15 protein-coding genes are annotated in these 14,627 nt (G+C 73.8%); 10 read left to right on the top strand and 5 right to left on the bottom strand.

The genetic code is table 11. The features are described 5' to 3' along the window. Positions 1 to 28 precede the first annotated feature (28 nt). The 4 genes from O7613_RS22500 to O7613_RS22485 all read left to right on the top strand — a co-directional run bounded on the left by O7613_RS22500 (position 29) and on the right by O7613_RS22485 (position 2,859). Complete coding sequence (locus O7613_RS22500; protein ID WP_013288759.1) at positions 29 to 238, top strand: helix-turn-helix domain-containing protein; 210 nt, start codon at positions 29 to 31, stop codon at positions 236 to 238. Between the two features lie 220 nt (positions 239 to 458). Beyond that, entirely contained in the window at positions 459 to 560 is a 102-nt protein-coding gene (locus O7613_RS22495) for an AURKAIP1/COX24 domain-containing protein (protein WP_007465623.1), read from the top strand. A gap of 119 nt (positions 561 to 679) precedes the next feature. Then, on the top strand, positions 680 to 1,753 hold the full coding sequence (locus tag O7613_RS22490; RefSeq protein ID WP_282289839.1) for an NAD-dependent epimerase/dehydratase family protein: 1,074 nt from the start codon (positions 680 to 682) through the stop codon (positions 1,751 to 1,753). A 224-nt stretch (positions 1,754 to 1,977) separates the two neighbouring features. Continuing rightward, positions 1,978 to 2,859 (top strand): lysophospholipid acyltransferase family protein, encoded by an 882-nt coding sequence (locus tag O7613_RS22485; RefSeq protein WP_282294591.1) that lies wholly within the window; start codon positions 1,978 to 1,980, stop codon positions 2,857 to 2,859. Positions 2,860 to 2,886: 27 nt separating this feature from the next. Here O7613_RS22485 and O7613_RS22480 read toward each other — a convergent pair whose 3' ends face one another. From O7613_RS22480 to O7613_RS22470, 3 genes are all read right to left on the bottom strand, one after another. Next, a complete protein-coding gene (locus tag O7613_RS22480) occupies positions 2,887 to 3,762 on the bottom strand; it encodes an HAD-IB family hydrolase (RefSeq protein ID WP_281586484.1) in 876 nt (291 codons plus the stop codon). A gap of 98 nt (positions 3,763 to 3,860) precedes the next feature. Then, positions 3,861 to 4,715: a DUF5667 domain-containing protein gene (locus tag O7613_RS22475; protein ID WP_281586485.1), complete on the bottom strand. Its 855-nt coding sequence runs from the start codon at positions 4,713 to 4,715 to the stop codon at positions 3,861 to 3,863. Between the two features lie 290 nt (positions 4,716 to 5,005). Continuing rightward, positions 5,006 to 5,974 carry an ECF subfamily RNA polymerase sigma factor, BldN family gene (locus tag O7613_RS22470; RefSeq protein WP_281586486.1) on the bottom strand — a complete coding sequence of 323 codons (969 nt, stop codon included), beginning with the start codon at positions 5,972 to 5,974 and terminating at the stop codon, positions 5,006 to 5,008. Positions 5,975 to 6,562: 588 nt separating this feature from the next. Here O7613_RS22470 and O7613_RS22465 point away from each other — a divergent pair. Next, positions 6,563 to 6,817, top strand: a complete 255-nt coding sequence (locus tag O7613_RS22465) for a glutaredoxin family protein (protein ID WP_282289838.1) — start codon at positions 6,563 to 6,565, stop codon at positions 6,815 to 6,817. A gap of 14 nt (positions 6,818 to 6,831) precedes the next feature. Then, positions 6,832 to 7,482, top strand: a complete 651-nt coding sequence (locus O7613_RS22460; protein ID WP_282289836.1) for an HAD hydrolase-like protein — start codon at positions 6,832 to 6,834, stop codon at positions 7,480 to 7,482. 7 nt (positions 7,483 to 7,489) lie between these two features. Here O7613_RS22460 and O7613_RS22455 read toward each other — a convergent pair whose 3' ends face one another. Then, on the bottom strand, positions 7,490 to 8,146 hold the full coding sequence (locus O7613_RS22455) for a response regulator transcription factor (RefSeq protein WP_281586489.1): 657 nt from the start codon (positions 8,144 to 8,146) through the stop codon (positions 7,490 to 7,492). A gap of 98 nt (positions 8,147 to 8,244) precedes the next feature. Beyond that, the gene (locus tag O7613_RS22450) at positions 8,245 to 9,549 is read right to left on the bottom strand and encodes a sensor histidine kinase (protein ID WP_281586490.1); all 1,305 of its coding nucleotides are present in this window, start codon (positions 9,547 to 9,549) and stop codon (positions 8,245 to 8,247) included. A 389-nt stretch (positions 9,550 to 9,938) separates the two neighbouring features. On the opposite strand from O7613_RS22450, the gene O7613_RS22445 reads away from it, so the two are divergent. Genes O7613_RS22445 through O7613_RS22430 form a run of 4 tightly spaced genes read left to right on the top strand, consistent with a single transcriptional unit; the run spans position 9,939 to position 14,621 of the window. After that, on the top strand, positions 9,939 to 10,709 hold the full coding sequence (locus O7613_RS22445; RefSeq protein ID WP_281586491.1) for a redox-sensing transcriptional repressor Rex: 771 nt from the start codon (positions 9,939 to 9,941) through the stop codon (positions 10,707 to 10,709). Beyond that, the gene (locus tag O7613_RS22440) at positions 10,706 to 12,079 is read left to right on the top strand and encodes a glutamyl-tRNA reductase (RefSeq protein ID WP_282289833.1); all 1,374 of its coding nucleotides are present in this window, start codon (positions 10,706 to 10,708) and stop codon (positions 12,077 to 12,079) included. Before O7613_RS22445 ends, O7613_RS22440 begins: the two co-directional genes overlap by 4 nt. Further along, entirely contained in the window at positions 12,076 to 13,044 is a 969-nt protein-coding gene (hemC, locus tag O7613_RS22435; protein ID WP_282289832.1) for a hydroxymethylbilane synthase, read from the top strand. The genes O7613_RS22440 and hemC overlap by 4 nt, the downstream gene beginning before the upstream one ends. Then, positions 13,041 to 14,621, top strand: a complete 1,581-nt coding sequence (locus O7613_RS22430; RefSeq protein ID WP_281586494.1) for a uroporphyrinogen-III synthase — start codon at positions 13,041 to 13,043, stop codon at positions 14,619 to 14,621. Before hemC ends, O7613_RS22430 begins: the two co-directional genes overlap by 4 nt. Positions 14,622 to 14,627 lie beyond the last annotated feature (6 nt).

Raw genomic sequence — 14,627 nt, 5'->3', positions numbered from 1 at the left:
GCCGGGCACGGGAATGGGTCGGTGAGCCATGGCCGGGTCGCAGTCCGACGCACGGCTGTCGGATGTCAGGTTCCTGACCGTCGCCGAGGTGGCGACGGTCATGCGGGTCTCCAAGATGACGGTCTACCGTCTCGTGCACAGCGGTGAGTTGACCGCGGTGCGGGTCGGCCGCTCGTTCCGGGTGCCCGAGCACGCCGTGCACGAATACCTCCGGGGCGCCTTCCAGGAGTCCGCCTGACGCAGCCGGCGACCGCCCGCCGAGTGTGACGAAAAGGGGCAGCGACGGGGGCGCGTTGGTCCGACTGACGCGCTGCGGCTACCCTGGAGCCCGACCGAGATCGCACCCTGGTGTGCCCTGCCCACCTCGCTGGTCCGGTCCGTTGTCCGCAAGCGGGCACGGCGCCACCGGCGGTGGCGTCTCCCGGTCCGCCCCGCACGTTGCATCGAAAGGCTGTCGTATGGGCTCGGTGGTCAAGAAGCGCCGCAAGCGCATGGCTAAGAAGAAGCACCGCAAGCTGCTGCGCAAGACCCGCGTCCAGCGTCGCCGTCTCGGCAAGTGACCGGCGCCGGGCGTTGACCCGGCACCGGCACCACTTGCCAACTGTCGACCCTCGGAGGCTCAGGTGATCAGGCCGCGGACGTCCCGGCTCGATCCTGCCGGCCGCGTAAGGCGCACGACATGACCCTCGGCGGCACCTCAGGTGCCCCGGGGGTCGTCGTCGTCACCGGGGTCGGTCGCTTCCTCGGCGCGAACGTGGCCGCCCGGCTCGCCGCCGATCCGCGCATCGAGCGGGTCATCGGGGTCGATCCGGCCCCGCCCAACCCCGAGTTGGCCGATCTGCTCTCCGACGTCGAGTTGGTCCGCCTCGACCTCGACTCGCTCGGCGGTCTCCTGACCGACCTCGACGTCGACGCCGTGGCGCACCTGGCGCTCGTCACCGCCCCCGACGGGCAGCACGGCGGCCGGGCGGCGATGAAGGAACAGAACGTCATCGGCACCATGCAGTTGCTCGCCGCCTGTCAGCGGGCACCCCGGCTGCGCCGGCTGGTGGTCCGCTCGTCGACCGCCGCGTACGGGGTGTCGTTCCGCGACCCGGCCGTCTTCACCGAGGACACCGAGCCGCGTGAGGTGCCGCGCGGCGGGTTCGGCCGGGACATCCTCGACATCGAGGGATACGTACGCGGATTCCGCCGCCGTCGGCCCGACGTCACCGCGACCGTGCTGCGCTTCGCTCCGTTCATCGGCTACACCGCCGACACCACGCTCACCCGCTACTTCGCGCAGCCGGTGGTGCCCACCATCTTCGGACGCGATCCGCGCCTGCAGTTCCTGCACATCGACGACGCGCTGTCGGTGCTGCACCGGTCGGTCGCCGAGGAACACCCGGGGACGTACAACGTCGCCGGGCCGGGGGTGCTGTCGCTGTCGCAGGCCATCCGCCGGGCCGGCCGGGTGGCCGTGCCGGTGCTGGAGCCGGGCCTGGCCGGGGTGGCCGCGGTCGCCCGCACCCTGGGCTTCGGCCGCTACGGTTTGGATCAGGTCGACCTCTTCGTGCACGGTCGGGTGGTGGACACCACCCGACTGGAACACGAGTTCGGCTTCACTCCCCGCTCGACCGCCGCCGCCTTCGACGACTTCATCCGCGCCCACCTCGGCGGGGTGGTGGTGACGCGGGATCAGCTCGCCGCCGCCGAGCACCTGGTGCTGGAGAGCATCCGCCAGGTTCGCTCGACCGTCCGGGAGCGCTCGTGAGCAGCCCGCAGGAGCGGCGCGACGTACCGCTGACCGTGCCCGAGCCCGGCGCGGAGCCGGCGCGGCGCAACGGGCACCGGCCGGTCACCGAGCCTGCCGCCCCGACGGTTGGTCGACCGGTCGCGAAGAAGGCCGTCGCGAAGAAGGCCGTCGCGAAGAAGGCCGTCGCGAAGAAGGTCGTGGCCGGGCGGGCGGGGGCCGGCGAGGCGTCGGGACCCGCCGGGATCGCGACGCCGCCCGGGCCGGCCGTGACCGACCGGCCGGGGGACCAGTGGGACCGACGGGTCGCGCGGGGGCTCGCGTTCCTGCGGCGCCGGCTCGCCGGTGACTACGAGGTGGACGAGTTCGGCTTCGACCCCGAACTCACCGACGCGGTCTTCCACCCGCTGGTCCGGCTGCTCTACCGGGACTGGTTCCGCACCGAGGTCGGTGGCATGGAACACGTGCCGGCCGAGGGCGCCGGCCTGGTGGTGGGCAACCACTCCGGCACCGTGGCGCTGGACGCGTTGATCCTCTCCACCGCGCTGCACGACCAGCACCCGGGGCGCCGCTACCTGCGCCTGCTCGGCGCCGACCTGGTCTTCCGGATGCCCGTCGTCTCCGAGCTGGCCCGCAAGACAGGTGGCACGGTGGCCTGCAACCCGGACGCCGAACGGTTGCTCGGCAACGGCGAGCTGGTCGGCGTGTTCCCGGAGGGCTTCAAGGGGATCGGGAAGCTCTACTCCGACCGCTACAAACTCCAGCGGTTCGGCCGCGGCGGTTTCGTCTCCGCCGCGTTGCGCACCGGCACGCCGATCGTGCCGGTGGCGATCGTCGGCGGCGAGGAGATCTATCCGATGCTCGCCGACATCAAGCCGCTCGCCCGGCTGCTCAAGCTGCCGTATTTCCCGGTGACGCCGACCTTCCCCTGGCTGGGGCCGCTGGGCATGGTGCCGCTGCCGAGCAAGTGGTTGATCGAGTTCTGCCCGCCGATCCCCACGGCGCACCTGCGTGACTCGGCGGACGACCCGCTCGTCGTGTTCAACCTCGCCGACCAGGTGCGGGAGACCATCCAGCAGACGTTGCACAAGCTGCTCGAACGCCGCCCGGACCCGTTCGGTCCCTGATCGGCGGGGCCGGCGCCCGGCCCGTGCTCAGGCGCGCTGGCGGCGGCGGTGCAGCGCCAGCCCGGCGGTGACCGCGCCGGCGAGCAGCCCGGCCGCGGCGGTCGAGTGTCCGGCGATGCGCGCGGCCCGGCGCCCGGTGCGGAAGTCCCGGACGTCCCAACCCCGTTCGCGGGCCCGCCGCAGCAGCGCCGGATCGGGGTTGACCGCCACCGCGCGGCCCACCGCGGAGAGCATCGGCAGGTCGTTCGCGGAGTCGCTGTAGGCCGTGCAGCGGGCCAGGTCCAGCCCTTCCACCGTGGCCAGTTGGGTGACCGCCTCGGCCTTCGCCGGCCCGTGCATCAGGTCGCCGACCAGCCGGCCGGTGTACGCGCCGTCGACCACCTCGGCCACCGTGCCGATCGCACCGGTCAGGCCGAGCCGGGCCGCGATCACCCGGCCGATCTCCACCGGGGCGGCGCTGACCAGCCACACCCGCTCACCCGCGTCGAGGTGACGCTGGGCCAGTCGGCGGGTGCCGGCCCAGATGCGGGGCGCCATCAGCTCGTCGAAGATCTCCTCGGTGAGGCGTTCCACGTCGTCGACCCGCCAGCCCCGCACGAATGCGAGCGCGGCCTCCTTGGCCTGCGACACGGTGCCGGCGTGCTCGGTGGCGAGCAGCCGGAACCGGGCCTGCTGCCAGGCGAACCGGGCCAGGTCACCGGCGGTGAGGTAGTTCCGGGCGGCCAGCCCGCGGGCCAACCAGTAGATCGACGCGCCCTGCATCATGGTGTTGTCGACGTCGAAGAACGCGGCGGCCGTCGGGTCCGGCGCGACCGGGGTCACGGTTGCCGCCGGAGTCGCCGCCCAGCCGGCGGTGTGACCGTGGACGTCGGTGCTGACCGTCACCTTGCGGGATTCGGTCACGGCACCTCCCTCGACGACCGCACGAACCTTCCGGGTCGAGCGTATCCGGCTCGTCGTGACTGTCTGGTGGCCGCGAGCGGAAGTGTGGCCGCGTGCGCTCAGCGTTCGCCGGGGCAGATGGTGGGCGCGGGTCCGAGCGTGTCGGCGACCGACGGCGCGGGCAGCCCGCAGGCGATCGCCTCGCGCAGCGCGTCGGCGCGCCGGCCGGCCGCGTCGAGCAGGGCGAGCGAGCGGCGGGTCCGGTCCCGGTCGGCGTGGTCGGGCCGGTCGAGCAGGCCGCTGACCATCCGGCGCTGGCCGGCGAGGAAGGTGTCCACGGCGTCCAGCGCGGTCGGGTCGGAGCGCTGTGCGGCCACCGTGGTCAGCAGGCGTACGCCCTGTCGGGTGTCCGCGTCCATGTCGTCGAGAACGGCGCTGAAGCCGAGCCGGTCGTCGCGGACCGAGGCCGCCTCGTCGAGCCGGGTCCGGGCGAAGTCGAGGAAGAGCTGCCCGCGGCTGATGTCCGACTTGGCGAGCGCGAGCTGGGCGCGTTCGGTGGACCTCTTCATGCCGTAGAGGGCGTCGCCGGGAAGCGCGTTCTCGCTGGCGGCGGAGATGCCGGAGAGCGCGATCGCGCCGGCGGCCACGCCGACCAGGATCGCGCCGCGGGCACGGGCGCGGCGACCGGTGATGGCCGGCAGCAACGCGCCGCGCAGGCCGGCGGTGGCACCGGCGCCCGCGGTGACGCCCTCGCGTTCGGCGGTGGCCACGAGCATCGCCCGCAGGCTGGTGCGGAACTCGGAGTCGACCTCGACGGTGGGCCGCTCGACGGTGAGCCGCCGGCCCACCGCGACGAGCGCGGTGAGTTCGCCGTCGGCTCGGGACCGGACGTGGTGTCGGCGTCCGCCGTTGGCCTCGTCGAGGAGTTGCGCGAAGCGCTCGGCTCGCCGACCGGAGAAGAGGTCACTGTCCACCGCGGGCACCCCCTTCCGCTGGTCACGGCCGGGCGGCCGTCGTCGTCACCAGCGACCCGTGGCAGCGTGTGGCACAGTGCCGACCGGAACGGCCGACCTGACCCGCCGGACCGGGTGGCCCGGGGGACGCCGGGACAACCACTGGTCGCACCCGGAGAAACGGTTCGCGCCGGTCGCCGGTTACGGCCGGTTCGGGGGCGAAATCACCGGGTGTGATGGCGAACGCGGAGCGTGTCGGGCACACGTCACCCACCGGCGCCCGCGCCGGTGGGTGAGGGGATCTGCCGCTGTCAGCCCTGGAAGCCGTCGGGCAGCAGCCGGGCCAGGGCCCGCACCGCCCGGTATTGCAGGGCCTTGATGGCACCCTCGTTCTTGCCCATGGCACGGGCCGTCTCGGCCACCGAGAAGCCCTGCAGGAACCGGAGCACGATGCACTCCTGCTGTTCCGGGTTCAGCTGCTTGACGGCGGTGAGCAGGGCGACGTTGGTGATGTGCTCGACCACCGCCGCCTCCGGGCTGCCCTCCGGGCCGCGGTCCTCCCGGTCGGCGTCGAGGACGTCACCGGTGCTCACCTCCAGCCGGTAGCGCCCGGACTTGAAGTGGTCGGCGACCAGGTTGCGGGCGATGGTGACCAGCCAGGCGCCCAGGTCGCGACCCTGCCAGGTGAAGCTGCCGATCCGCTTGAGCGCCCGCAGGAACGTGTCGGAGGTGAGGTCCTCGGCGAGTTGGCGGTTGCCGACCCGGAAGTAGACGAACCGGAAGACGGTGTCGACGTACCTGTCGTAGAGCAGGCCGAACGCCTCGGCCTCGCCGGCCTGCGCCCGTTCCACGAGCGTCCATACCTCGGTGGCCGGGTCGGACGGGTCGGGGCGGCTCGGGAAGCCGGTGGCCGGCGTGGCGGTGGGGACGGCCGGCAGCACCGCGGTGTCGCCGGCGGCCACCGCGGGGAACACGGCGGTCTCGGCGGCCGAGGGCTCGGCGCTTGTCGCCGCGTCGCCGCGCCGGGCCTGGGTCGGCGGGACGGGGCGGGCCGGCGCGCCGAGGCGGCCGGCGGCGGGCTTCGCGTTGGCGCCGGGCAGCGCCGGGCGCACGGGCGCCTCGTTGCCGTGGTGCGCGCGGCTGCGCGTTCGTCGTCCCTCGCCGCGCACGGCGAGCAGGCCGTCGGGGCGTGGGGCGGGATCGGCGCGCTCGTTGAGCGGGTTCCGCTGGCTCGGGCCGACCACTCCGGCCGGCCGTTCCGCGTAACCGAACGTGGTCACCGTGCCTCCCCGGTCCAGGTGGGCAGCGACCGCGCCGGGCGCCCCGGCGTCGCCGCGGGGTCGGGTACGACCCGGTCGGGCGCGGCCGGTCCGGGACGTGCCGACGGGCGGCAGATCCCCTTGAGGTGCTGGTCCAATGCGCTCACGGGCACGGGGGCCTCCTCGGGCTGAGGGGTGTCGACTCACAGCAAATGGGGTGAGCCGACCCGAGTGATGATAGGCCCAACGTCACCCGCGCGTGGCAAGTCCGTTACACAGAGCGGAAGTATTTCCCGCCCGGTGGCACTGCCGGCGGACCGGCTGTCCGTCGCCCGTGGTTGACTTTCGCCTCCGAACCTGGTTTCGACGGAAGTCCAGGTCGGACCCAATTTTCTTTCCGCTCGGCGTGTCGTGGCGGCGACCCGGCCGGTCAGGTCCGGAACGCGCCCGGGTGGCCCGGGAAGATCCAGCTCCCATCATCGGGATTCCCACCCACTGTTAGTTGCGTATGTGGCGCGGACCGCCGGCCCGTCGGTGTCGGCGCGTAATCTGAGCCGGTCCGCGCCCCACTCGCAGTCGACGCCGACCGAGCACCGCAGGAGGCACCAGATGTCAACCGACCCGCGGCTCATCCTGATCACCCGGCCCGGCTGCCACCTCTGCGAGGACGCCAAGGCCGCGCTCGCCCGGGTGGTGGCGGTCACCGGCGATCGCTGGGTGGAGAAGGACGTGACAGGCGACGTCGAGATGGAGCGTGACTACGGCGACCGGCTGCCGGTGGTGCTGCTCGACGGCAAGGAGCACGGATACTGGCGGGTCGAGGAGGACCGGCTGCTGCGGGACCTGACCACCCCGCAGCTCTGAACTATGGTGCTGAGGTGACGAGGACGCGTCGCCACCTGGTGTGGGACTGGAACGGCACCCTGCTCGACGACCTCGACCTGGTGGTGCGGGCCACGAACGTGGCGTTCGCCAGCGCCGGCGGCCGGGCGGTCAGCGCCGACGAGCACCGGGTGCGGTTCCGCCGGCCGATCGCCGACTACTACGCCGAGATGCTCGGCCGGGCGGTCGACGACGAGGCGTTCGGCGCGCTCGACCGGATCTTCCACGACGCCTACCGGGCCGGGTTGACCAGCTGCGCGCTGGCCGCCGACGCCACCGCCGCGATCGCCGCCTGGCCGGGCAGCCAGTCGTTGCTGTCCATGTGGTTCCACGAGGAGCTGGTGCCCACCGTGCACACGTACGGGCTGACCCCGCACTTCCGCCGCGTGGACGGGCTGCGCGCCGCGGTCGGCGGCGGGCACAAGGCGCAGTGGCTGGAGAAGCACCTCGCGGAGCTGGGGCTCGACGGTCGGGACGTGGTGCTGATCGGTGACTCGCTCGACGACGCGGACGCGGCGACCGCGGTCGGCGGCGCCGCGGTCCTCTACACCGGTGGCATCTCCGACCCGGCCACGCTGCGCGCCAGCGGCCACCCGGTGGCCGACACCCTCACCGCGGCGGTACGGATGGCCCGCGCCCTGCCCTGACCGCGGGTCAGGCGCGCAGGTGGGCCAGGACCGCGAGCACCCGGCGGTGGTGGGTGGTGGCGTCCGGGGGCAGGTCGAGCTTGGTGAAGATGTTGCGCACGTGCTTCTCGACCGCGCCGTCGCTGACCACCAGGGCGCGGGCGATGGCGGTGTTGGAACGGCCCTCGGCCATCAGCGCCAGCACCTCGCGCTCGCGCGGGGTCAGCGCCGCGAGCGGGTCGTCCCGCCGGCGCCGCACCAGGAGCTGACTGATCACCTCCGGATCGAGCACCGTGCCCCCGCCGGCCACCCGGGCCAGCCCGTCCAGGAACTCGTCGATCGCGGCCACCCGGTCCTTGAGCAGGTAGCCGATCCCGCCCCCGGCGCGGCCCGCGGTGTCCAGCAGGTCGTCGGCGTACGACACCTCGACGTACTGGGACAACACCAGGACCGGCGTGCCCGGCACCCGACGGCGGGCCTCCACCGCCGCGCGCAGTCCCTCGTCGGTGTGCGACGGCGGCATCCGCACGTCCACCACCGAGACGTCCGGCCGGTGTGTGACCACGGCCTCGACCAGGGCGTCCCCGTCGCCGACGGCGGCCACCACCTCGTGCCCGAACTCGGTGAGCAGCCGGATCAGCCCCTCCCGGAGCAGTACGGCGTCGTCCGCGATCACCACCCGCATGGGTCCGGTGTCTATCACGTCCGGGGCCCGCGGCGCTGCCTCCGGCGGCCCTCAGCGTCGTCCGGCGGCGTCGGCGGCCGGCTCCGGGCCGACCGACGTCACCGGGGCAGTTCCGCGTGGACCCACGTCGGCCCGCCGGCCGGACTGGCCACCTCCAGGGTGCCGCCGGCGGCCCGCACCCGGTCGTCGATGCCGCTGAGCCCGTGCCCCTTGGCCAGGTGGGCGCCGCCGATCCCGTCGTCGGTGACGGTGATCTCCAGCCGGCCCACCTTCCGGGTCACCTCCACCCGGCAGGCGGTGGCCCGGCTGTGCTTCGCGACGTTCGTCAACGCCTCGGCCACCACGAAGTACGCGGTGCTCTCCAGACCCGGGTCGAGCCGGCCGCCGGCCCGACCCAACTCGTCGTCGACGAGCAGCTCGGTCGGCACCAGGGCGCGGGCGGCGAGCGCGGCGAGCGCGCTCGGCAGCCCCCGGTCGACCAGGATCGGCGGTGCGATGCCGCGGGAGAGGGCACGCAGCTCGTCGAGCGTCTCCCGGGTCTGGGCGACCGCCTCGTCCAGGGTGCGCCGGGCCGCCTCCGGGTCGGCGGCGAGCTGGTGGCGGGCCCGGCCCAGGTCCATGGCGAGTCGGACCAGGCGCTGCTGCGGCCCGTCGTGGATGTCGCGCTCCAACCGGCGCAGGGCGACCGCCTCGGCCGAGGCGGCGGCCCGCTTCTGCTCCTCCAGCGTGATGATCCGCTGCCGCATCTCGGCCACGCCGGTGAGCAGGGAGTACGCCAGGCCGGCCTGGATCCGGGCCAGCCCGCGGGCGACCAGGGGGAGGGTGAAGAGCGCGAACAGCCCGATCGCGGTGTTCAGCGCGATCCGCGCGCCGGCCCCGTCACCCATCCCGAGGAAATAGCTCAGGTGCTGGTCGTCCGGCCCGCGCGGGATGGACCAGTCGTACAGGCCGTAGAACGGGCCGGCCAGCGCCACCGCCCACCACACCACCATGATCACGAACGTGGGCAGGGTCACCGGGAACCGGAGGAACGCGTGCAGCAGGTCGAGCCAGGACTGCGGGTCACGCATCGGGGTGAAGACCCGCCGCCAGAACCGGGCGCCACGGCCGGGCACCAGGTAGACCGGGCGGACCCGGGGTCGGCCGAGCACGCCGGGGAGCCGGAGCCGTTCGAGGTCGGCCAGCCCGCGGGCCGCGTACAGCAGGCCCGCGAGGACCGGCAGGCCGAGCGTGGTGACCAGCAGCCCGGCGGTGAGCGAGATCCCCGCGATGACGAGCACGAAGCCGACAATCGCGAACGGAAGGCTGAAGATCACGTACCCGGTGTCGTTCCCGAGCTGGCGGAGCAGGCCCCGGACGGGCGACGAGGGGGCGGGCGCGGCGGCCGACGGCATGGCGGTCATGGTTCGAGGCTAGGAGCGCGGACCCGGCCGGCCCATCCCGCGCGCCGGTGCATCCAGGGTGGGGTTCTCCCTACCGGGAAGTGAGAAGCGCCTCGCTGCGCCGGTCACTGAGCGCTACCGGGCGCGCGCGATTGGTCAGAGAAGTCTGGATTGAGCAATAATCGCCACGCGCTGCGGGGAAGGCGCGGTTGATCGATCTTGTGAGAATGGAGGGGCAGGTGGAGTGGCGTCGCGAGTCATCAAGATCGCGATTTGTGCACCTCTTCACAAGCGCCTACTCTGTAGTTCCGACGCGCCCTGCTAGCACAGCCGGCAACAACGGTCGCCAGCGGGAGTCCCGAAACGACCGGCCTCCGACGCTGGTCGAGGATCGCACCGCACGGAGTCTCATGAGTCAGCACCGTCCACCCGGCGCGCCCGGCCGCACCGGTGCCGTACCGGCGCTTCCGGAGCTGCCCGAGGCGACCGTGTCCCGGCTTCCGGAATACCTGCGCGCGTTGCACGCGCTCGCCGACGCCGGTCACGAGACCGTGTCGAGTGAGAGCCTGGCCAGCGCGGTCGGCGTCAACTCGGCGAAACTCCGCAAGGACCTGTCCCACCTCGGCTCGTACGGCACCCGGGGCGTCGGCTACGACGTCGCGCTGCTGATCGATCAGATCTCCTCGGTGCTCGGGCTCACCCAGTGCCGGGCCGTGGCCCTGGTCGGGGTGGGTAATCTCGGTCACGCCCTGGCCGGCTACGACGGCTTCGCCAGCCGCGGATTCCGCATCGCCGCGCTCCTCGACGCCGACCCGTCCCGCGTCGGCGAACAGATAAACGGGTTGGTCGTGCGGCACGCCGACGAGCTGCCCCAGGTCGTCGCCGAGGAGTCGATCTCGATCGGCGTGATCGCCACCCCGGCGCCCGCCGCCCAGGCCGTCGCCGACCAACTCGTCGCCGTCGGCGTGACGAGCATCCTCAACTTCGCGCCGTGCGTACTCTCGGTCCCGGACGGGGTCGACGTGCGCAAGGTCGACCTCGCGATCGAGCTGCAGATCCTGTCCTTCCACGAGCACCGCAAGGCGTCGTTGACCGCGCTGCCCGCCACCGGCGGGCCCGGTCTCACCGCCCTGCCCGGCGGGCTCGCGGCCACCGACACCCAGGAGGCGATCGGCACGTGAAACTGCTCGTCGTCGGCGCGTCCTACCGCACCGCCCCGGTCGCCACGCTTGAGCAACTGGCCGTCCCACCCGCGGACCTCACCCGCACGCTGGACCGCCTCGTCGCCCAGCCGTACGTCGCCGAGGCGGTCCTCGTCTCCACCTGCAACCGGGTGGAGGTGTACGCCGCGGTCTCCGGGTTCCACGGTGGGCTCGGTGACATCTGCGCGGTCCTTGCCGAACAGGCCGGCTGCCCGCCGTCGGCGCTCGCCCCGCACCTCTACGTGCACTACGACGCCGCCGCCGTCGATCACGTCTTCCGGGTCGCCACCGGGCTGGACTCCATGGTGGTCGGCGAGGCGCAGATCCTCGGCCAGCTACGCGACGCCTACCATTCCGCCGGCGGCGCCGAGTCGACCGGCCGGCTGCTGCACGAACTGATGCAACAGGCGCTGCGGGTCGGCAAGCGCGCGCACACCGAGACGAACATCGACCGGGCCGGACAAAGCGTCGTCACCGCCGCCCTCGGCCTCGCCGCCGACCTGCTCGACGGCGACCTGACCGAACGACCCGCCATGGTGGTCGGCGCCGGGGCGATGGGCTCGCTGGGCGTGGCGACCCTGTCCCGGCTCGGCGCCGGACCGGTCGTCGTCACCAACCGGGGCGCCGCCCGCGCCGTCCGCCTCGCCGAGTCCTACGGCGCGACCGCCGTGCCGATCGCCGAGCTGGTCGAGTCGCTGTCCACGGTGGACATCGTGGTCGCCGCGACCGCCGCCACCGAGCCGGTGCTCACCCGGGACGTGGTGACCCGGGCGCTGGCCCGCCGGGGCGCCGACCGGCCCTCGCTGGTCCTGCTCGACCTCGCCGTCCCGCGTGACGTCGAGGCGGGCGTCGCCGAGCTGCCGGGCGTCGAGGTGATCGACATCGACCGGATGGCCGCCGTCCTCGCCGACGGCCCGGCCGCCGCCGACGCGGCCGAGGTCGGCCGGATCGTCGCCGGTGAGGTCGAGGCGTTCCTGAGCTGGCTGCGCGGGGCTGACGTGGCACCCACCGTGGCCGCCCTGCGCGGCCGGGCCGACGACGTGGTCACCGCCGAGCTGCGCCGGCTCGGCCAACGCCGACCCGACCTCAGCGACGACCAGCGCGCCGAGGTTGCCCGCACCGTGCACCGGGTGGTGCAGCGGCTGCTGCACCAGCCGACCGTGCGGGTCCGCCAGCTCGCCGCCGAACCCGGCGGCGACCAGTACGCGGCCCTGCTGCGCGAGCTGTTCGACCTGGAAGTGCCACAGACGTCCCCGGTCGACACCGTCCCCGACGTGGTCACCACCGACCTCGACGGCCGGTCGTCGTTCGACGCGGCCGACGTCCCGACCACCGGAGGTGCGCGATGACCGCCCCCCTGCGCCTCGGCACCCGGGGCAGCGTCCTGGCGATGGCCCAGTCCGGCCACGTCGCCGACGCCCTCACCGCGGCCACCGGCCGCCCGGTCGAGCTGGTCGAGGTGGTGACCGCCGGGGACCGCTCCACCGCCCCGGTGCAGCGGCTCGGTGTCGGCGTCTTCGTGTCCGCCCTGCGGGACGCGCTGACCGCCGGCGAGATCGACTTCGCCGTGCACTCGTACAAGGACCTGCCCACCGCGGCGGCGCCCGGTCTGCACATCGCGGCCGTACCGCCCCGGCAGGATCCACGGGACGCGCTCGTCGCCACCGGCGGCCGTACCCTCGCCGAGCTGCCGCCCGGCGCGCGGATCGGCACCGGCGCCCTGCGCCGGATCGCCCAGCTGCACGCGCTCGGCATGCAGTTCGAGGTCACCCCGATCCGGGGCAACGTCGACTCCCGGGTGGGCCGGGTGCTCGGCCCGGACGCCGACTTCGACGCCGTCGTGCTGGCCCGGGCCGGGCTCGCCCGGATCGGCCGCGCCGACGTCATCACCGAGACGCTCGACCCGATGCTCATGCTGCCGGCGCCCGCACAGGGCGCGCTCGCGGTCGAGTGCCGGGTCGACGACCACGACCTGATCGAGCTGCTGGCGCGGCTCGATCACGCGCCGTCCCGCGCCGCGGTCACCGCGGAACGGGCACTGCTGGCCACCCTGGAGGCCGGGTGCAGCGCACCCGTGGCCGCCTACGGCGAACTCGCCGAGGGTGAGACCGGTGAGGAGATCTACCTGCGCGGTGCGGTGATCAGCCCGGACGGTTCCCGTGACCTCCGGCTGTCCCGCACCGGAACGCCCGCCGACGCGGCGGAGATCGGCAAGGCACTCGCCGCCGAACTCCTCGAACTCGGTGCCGACTCGATCCTCGGCCAAGAAGGACACGCCGGCCCGGGGACCCAGCAACTTGGGAGCACAGAATGACCCGCACCCGTAAGCCCGTAGGCCGGATCGCTTTCGTCGGGGCCGGCCCCGGCGACCCGGGCCTGCTGACCCGCCGGGCGCTCGACGCCCTGGTCGAGGCCGACCACGTGGTGTACGACCGGGGAGTCCCCGAGTCGCTGCTGACCCACGTACGCGCCCAGGCCCGGTCCGACGCCGAGTTCAGCCCCGCCGAGGGCGTGCCGGGGGACGTGGCGAAGGTGCTGATCTCCGCGGCCCGCTCCGGCCAGAACGCGGTGCACCTGGTCGCCGGTGACCCGTTCGGCCACGACTCGGTGGTCAAGGAGGTGCAGGCGGTGGCGCGCACCGCGGCCCACTTCGAGGTGGTGCCGGGCGTCGGCCAGGCCGAGGGCGTCGCCACGTACGCCGGCGTCCCGCTGCCGGGCGTGCGCACCGCCGCCGACGTCGAGGACGTCACCGCGCTGGACTTCGACGCGCTCGCCACGGCCGTGGGCCGGGGCTCGCTGGCGCTCGCGGTGGACGCCGGTGACCTGGCCGCCGTCCGGGACGGGCTGCTGGCCGCCGGGGTCGACGGCGCCACCGCGGTCGGGGTGACCGGCGACGGCACCGGCGAGACGCAGTACACCACCACGTCGAGCGTGGACTCCTTCGTCGCGGCGGCGCTCGGCTTCACCGGCCGCGTCGTGCTCACCGTCGGCGCGGGCGTCACCGACCGCGACAAGCTGAGCTGGTGGGAGAACCGCCCGCTGTACGGCTGGAAGGTGCTGGTGCCCCGCACCAAGGAGCAGGCCGGCGCGATGAGCGCGCGGCTGCGCGCGTACGGGGCGATCCCGTGCGAGGTGCCGACCATCGCGGTCGAGCCGCCCCGCACCCCGGCCCAGATGGAGCGCGCGGTCAAGGGCCTGGTCGACGGCCGGTACGCCTGGGTGATCTTCACTTCGGTGAACGCGGTCCGGGCGGTCTGGGAGAAGTTCGCCGAGCACGGGCTGGACGCCCGGCACTTCGGCGGCGTCAAGATCGCCTGTATCGGTGAGGCGACCGCCGACGCGGTCCGCGCGTTCGGCATCCAGCCGGAGCTGGTCCCGGCCGGGGAGCAGTCCTCCGAGGGCCTGCTGGCCGAGTTCTCCCCGCACGACGAGATCCTCGACCCGGTCGGCCGGGTGCTGCTGCCCCGCGCCGACATCGCCACCGAGACGCTTGCCGCCGGCCTCACCGAGCGGGGCTGGGAGGTCGACGACGTGACCGCGTACCGGACCGTCCGGGCGGCGCCGCCGCCGGCCGAGATCCGCGACGCGATCAAGTCGGGCGGGTTCGACGCGGTGCTCTTCACCTCGTCCTCCACCGTTCGGAACCTGGTCGGCATCGCCGGGAAGCCGCACGCGCGTACCGTTGTTGCCGTCATCGGGCCCAAGACGGCGGAGACCGCGACGGAGTTCGGCCTGCGGGTCGACGTGCAGCCGCCGCACGCCTCGGTGCCCGACCTGGTGGAGGCGCTCGCCGCCTACGCCGTCGAGCTGCGCGAGAAGCTCGCCGCCATGCCGGCGAAGCAGCGCCGCGGCTCGAAGGTGCAGGGCCCGACCGCCCTGAGGTTCCGCTGACAGGAG

This window comes from Micromonospora sp. WMMD975 (assembly GCF_029581215.1).
In the GTDB taxonomy this organism is placed as follows: Bacteria; Actinomycetota; Actinomycetes; order Mycobacteriales; family Micromonosporaceae; genus Micromonospora.
Note: the sequence above shows the minus strand (reverse complement) of the source record. Positions and strands in the feature narration are given on the sequence as shown.

Bases quoted from the DNA above. Each gene is read 5' to 3' on its own strand.
- O7613_RS22500 (WP_013288759.1), top strand. From the start codon at position 29: ATGGCCGGGTCGCAGTCCGACGCACGGCTGTCGGATGTCAGGTTCCTG.
- O7613_RS22495 (WP_007465623.1), top strand. From the start codon at position 459: ATGGGCTCGGTGGTCAAGAAGCGCCGCAAGCGCATGGCTAAGAAGAAG.
- O7613_RS22490 (WP_282289839.1), top strand. From the start codon at position 680: ATGACCCTCGGCGGCACCTCAGGTGCCCCGGGGGTCGTCGTCGTCACC.
- O7613_RS22465 (WP_282289838.1), top strand. From the start codon at position 6,563: ATGTCAACCGACCCGCGGCTCATCCTGATCACCCGGCCCGGCTGCCAC.
- O7613_RS22455 (WP_281586489.1), bottom strand. From the start codon at position 8,146: ATGCGGGTGGTGATCGCGGACGACGCCGTACTGCTCCGGGAGGGGCTG.
- O7613_RS22450 (WP_281586490.1), bottom strand. From the start codon at position 9,549: ATGACCGCCATGCCGTCGGCCGCCGCGCCCGCCCCCTCGTCGCCCGTC.
- O7613_RS22445 (WP_281586491.1), top strand. From the start codon at position 9,939: ATGAGTCAGCACCGTCCACCCGGCGCGCCCGGCCGCACCGGTGCCGTA.
- hemC (WP_282289832.1), top strand. From the start codon at position 12,076: ATGACCGCCCCCCTGCGCCTCGGCACCCGGGGCAGCGTCCTGGCGATG.
- O7613_RS22430 (WP_281586494.1), top strand. From the start codon at position 13,041: ATGACCCGCACCCGTAAGCCCGTAGGCCGGATCGCTTTCGTCGGGGCC.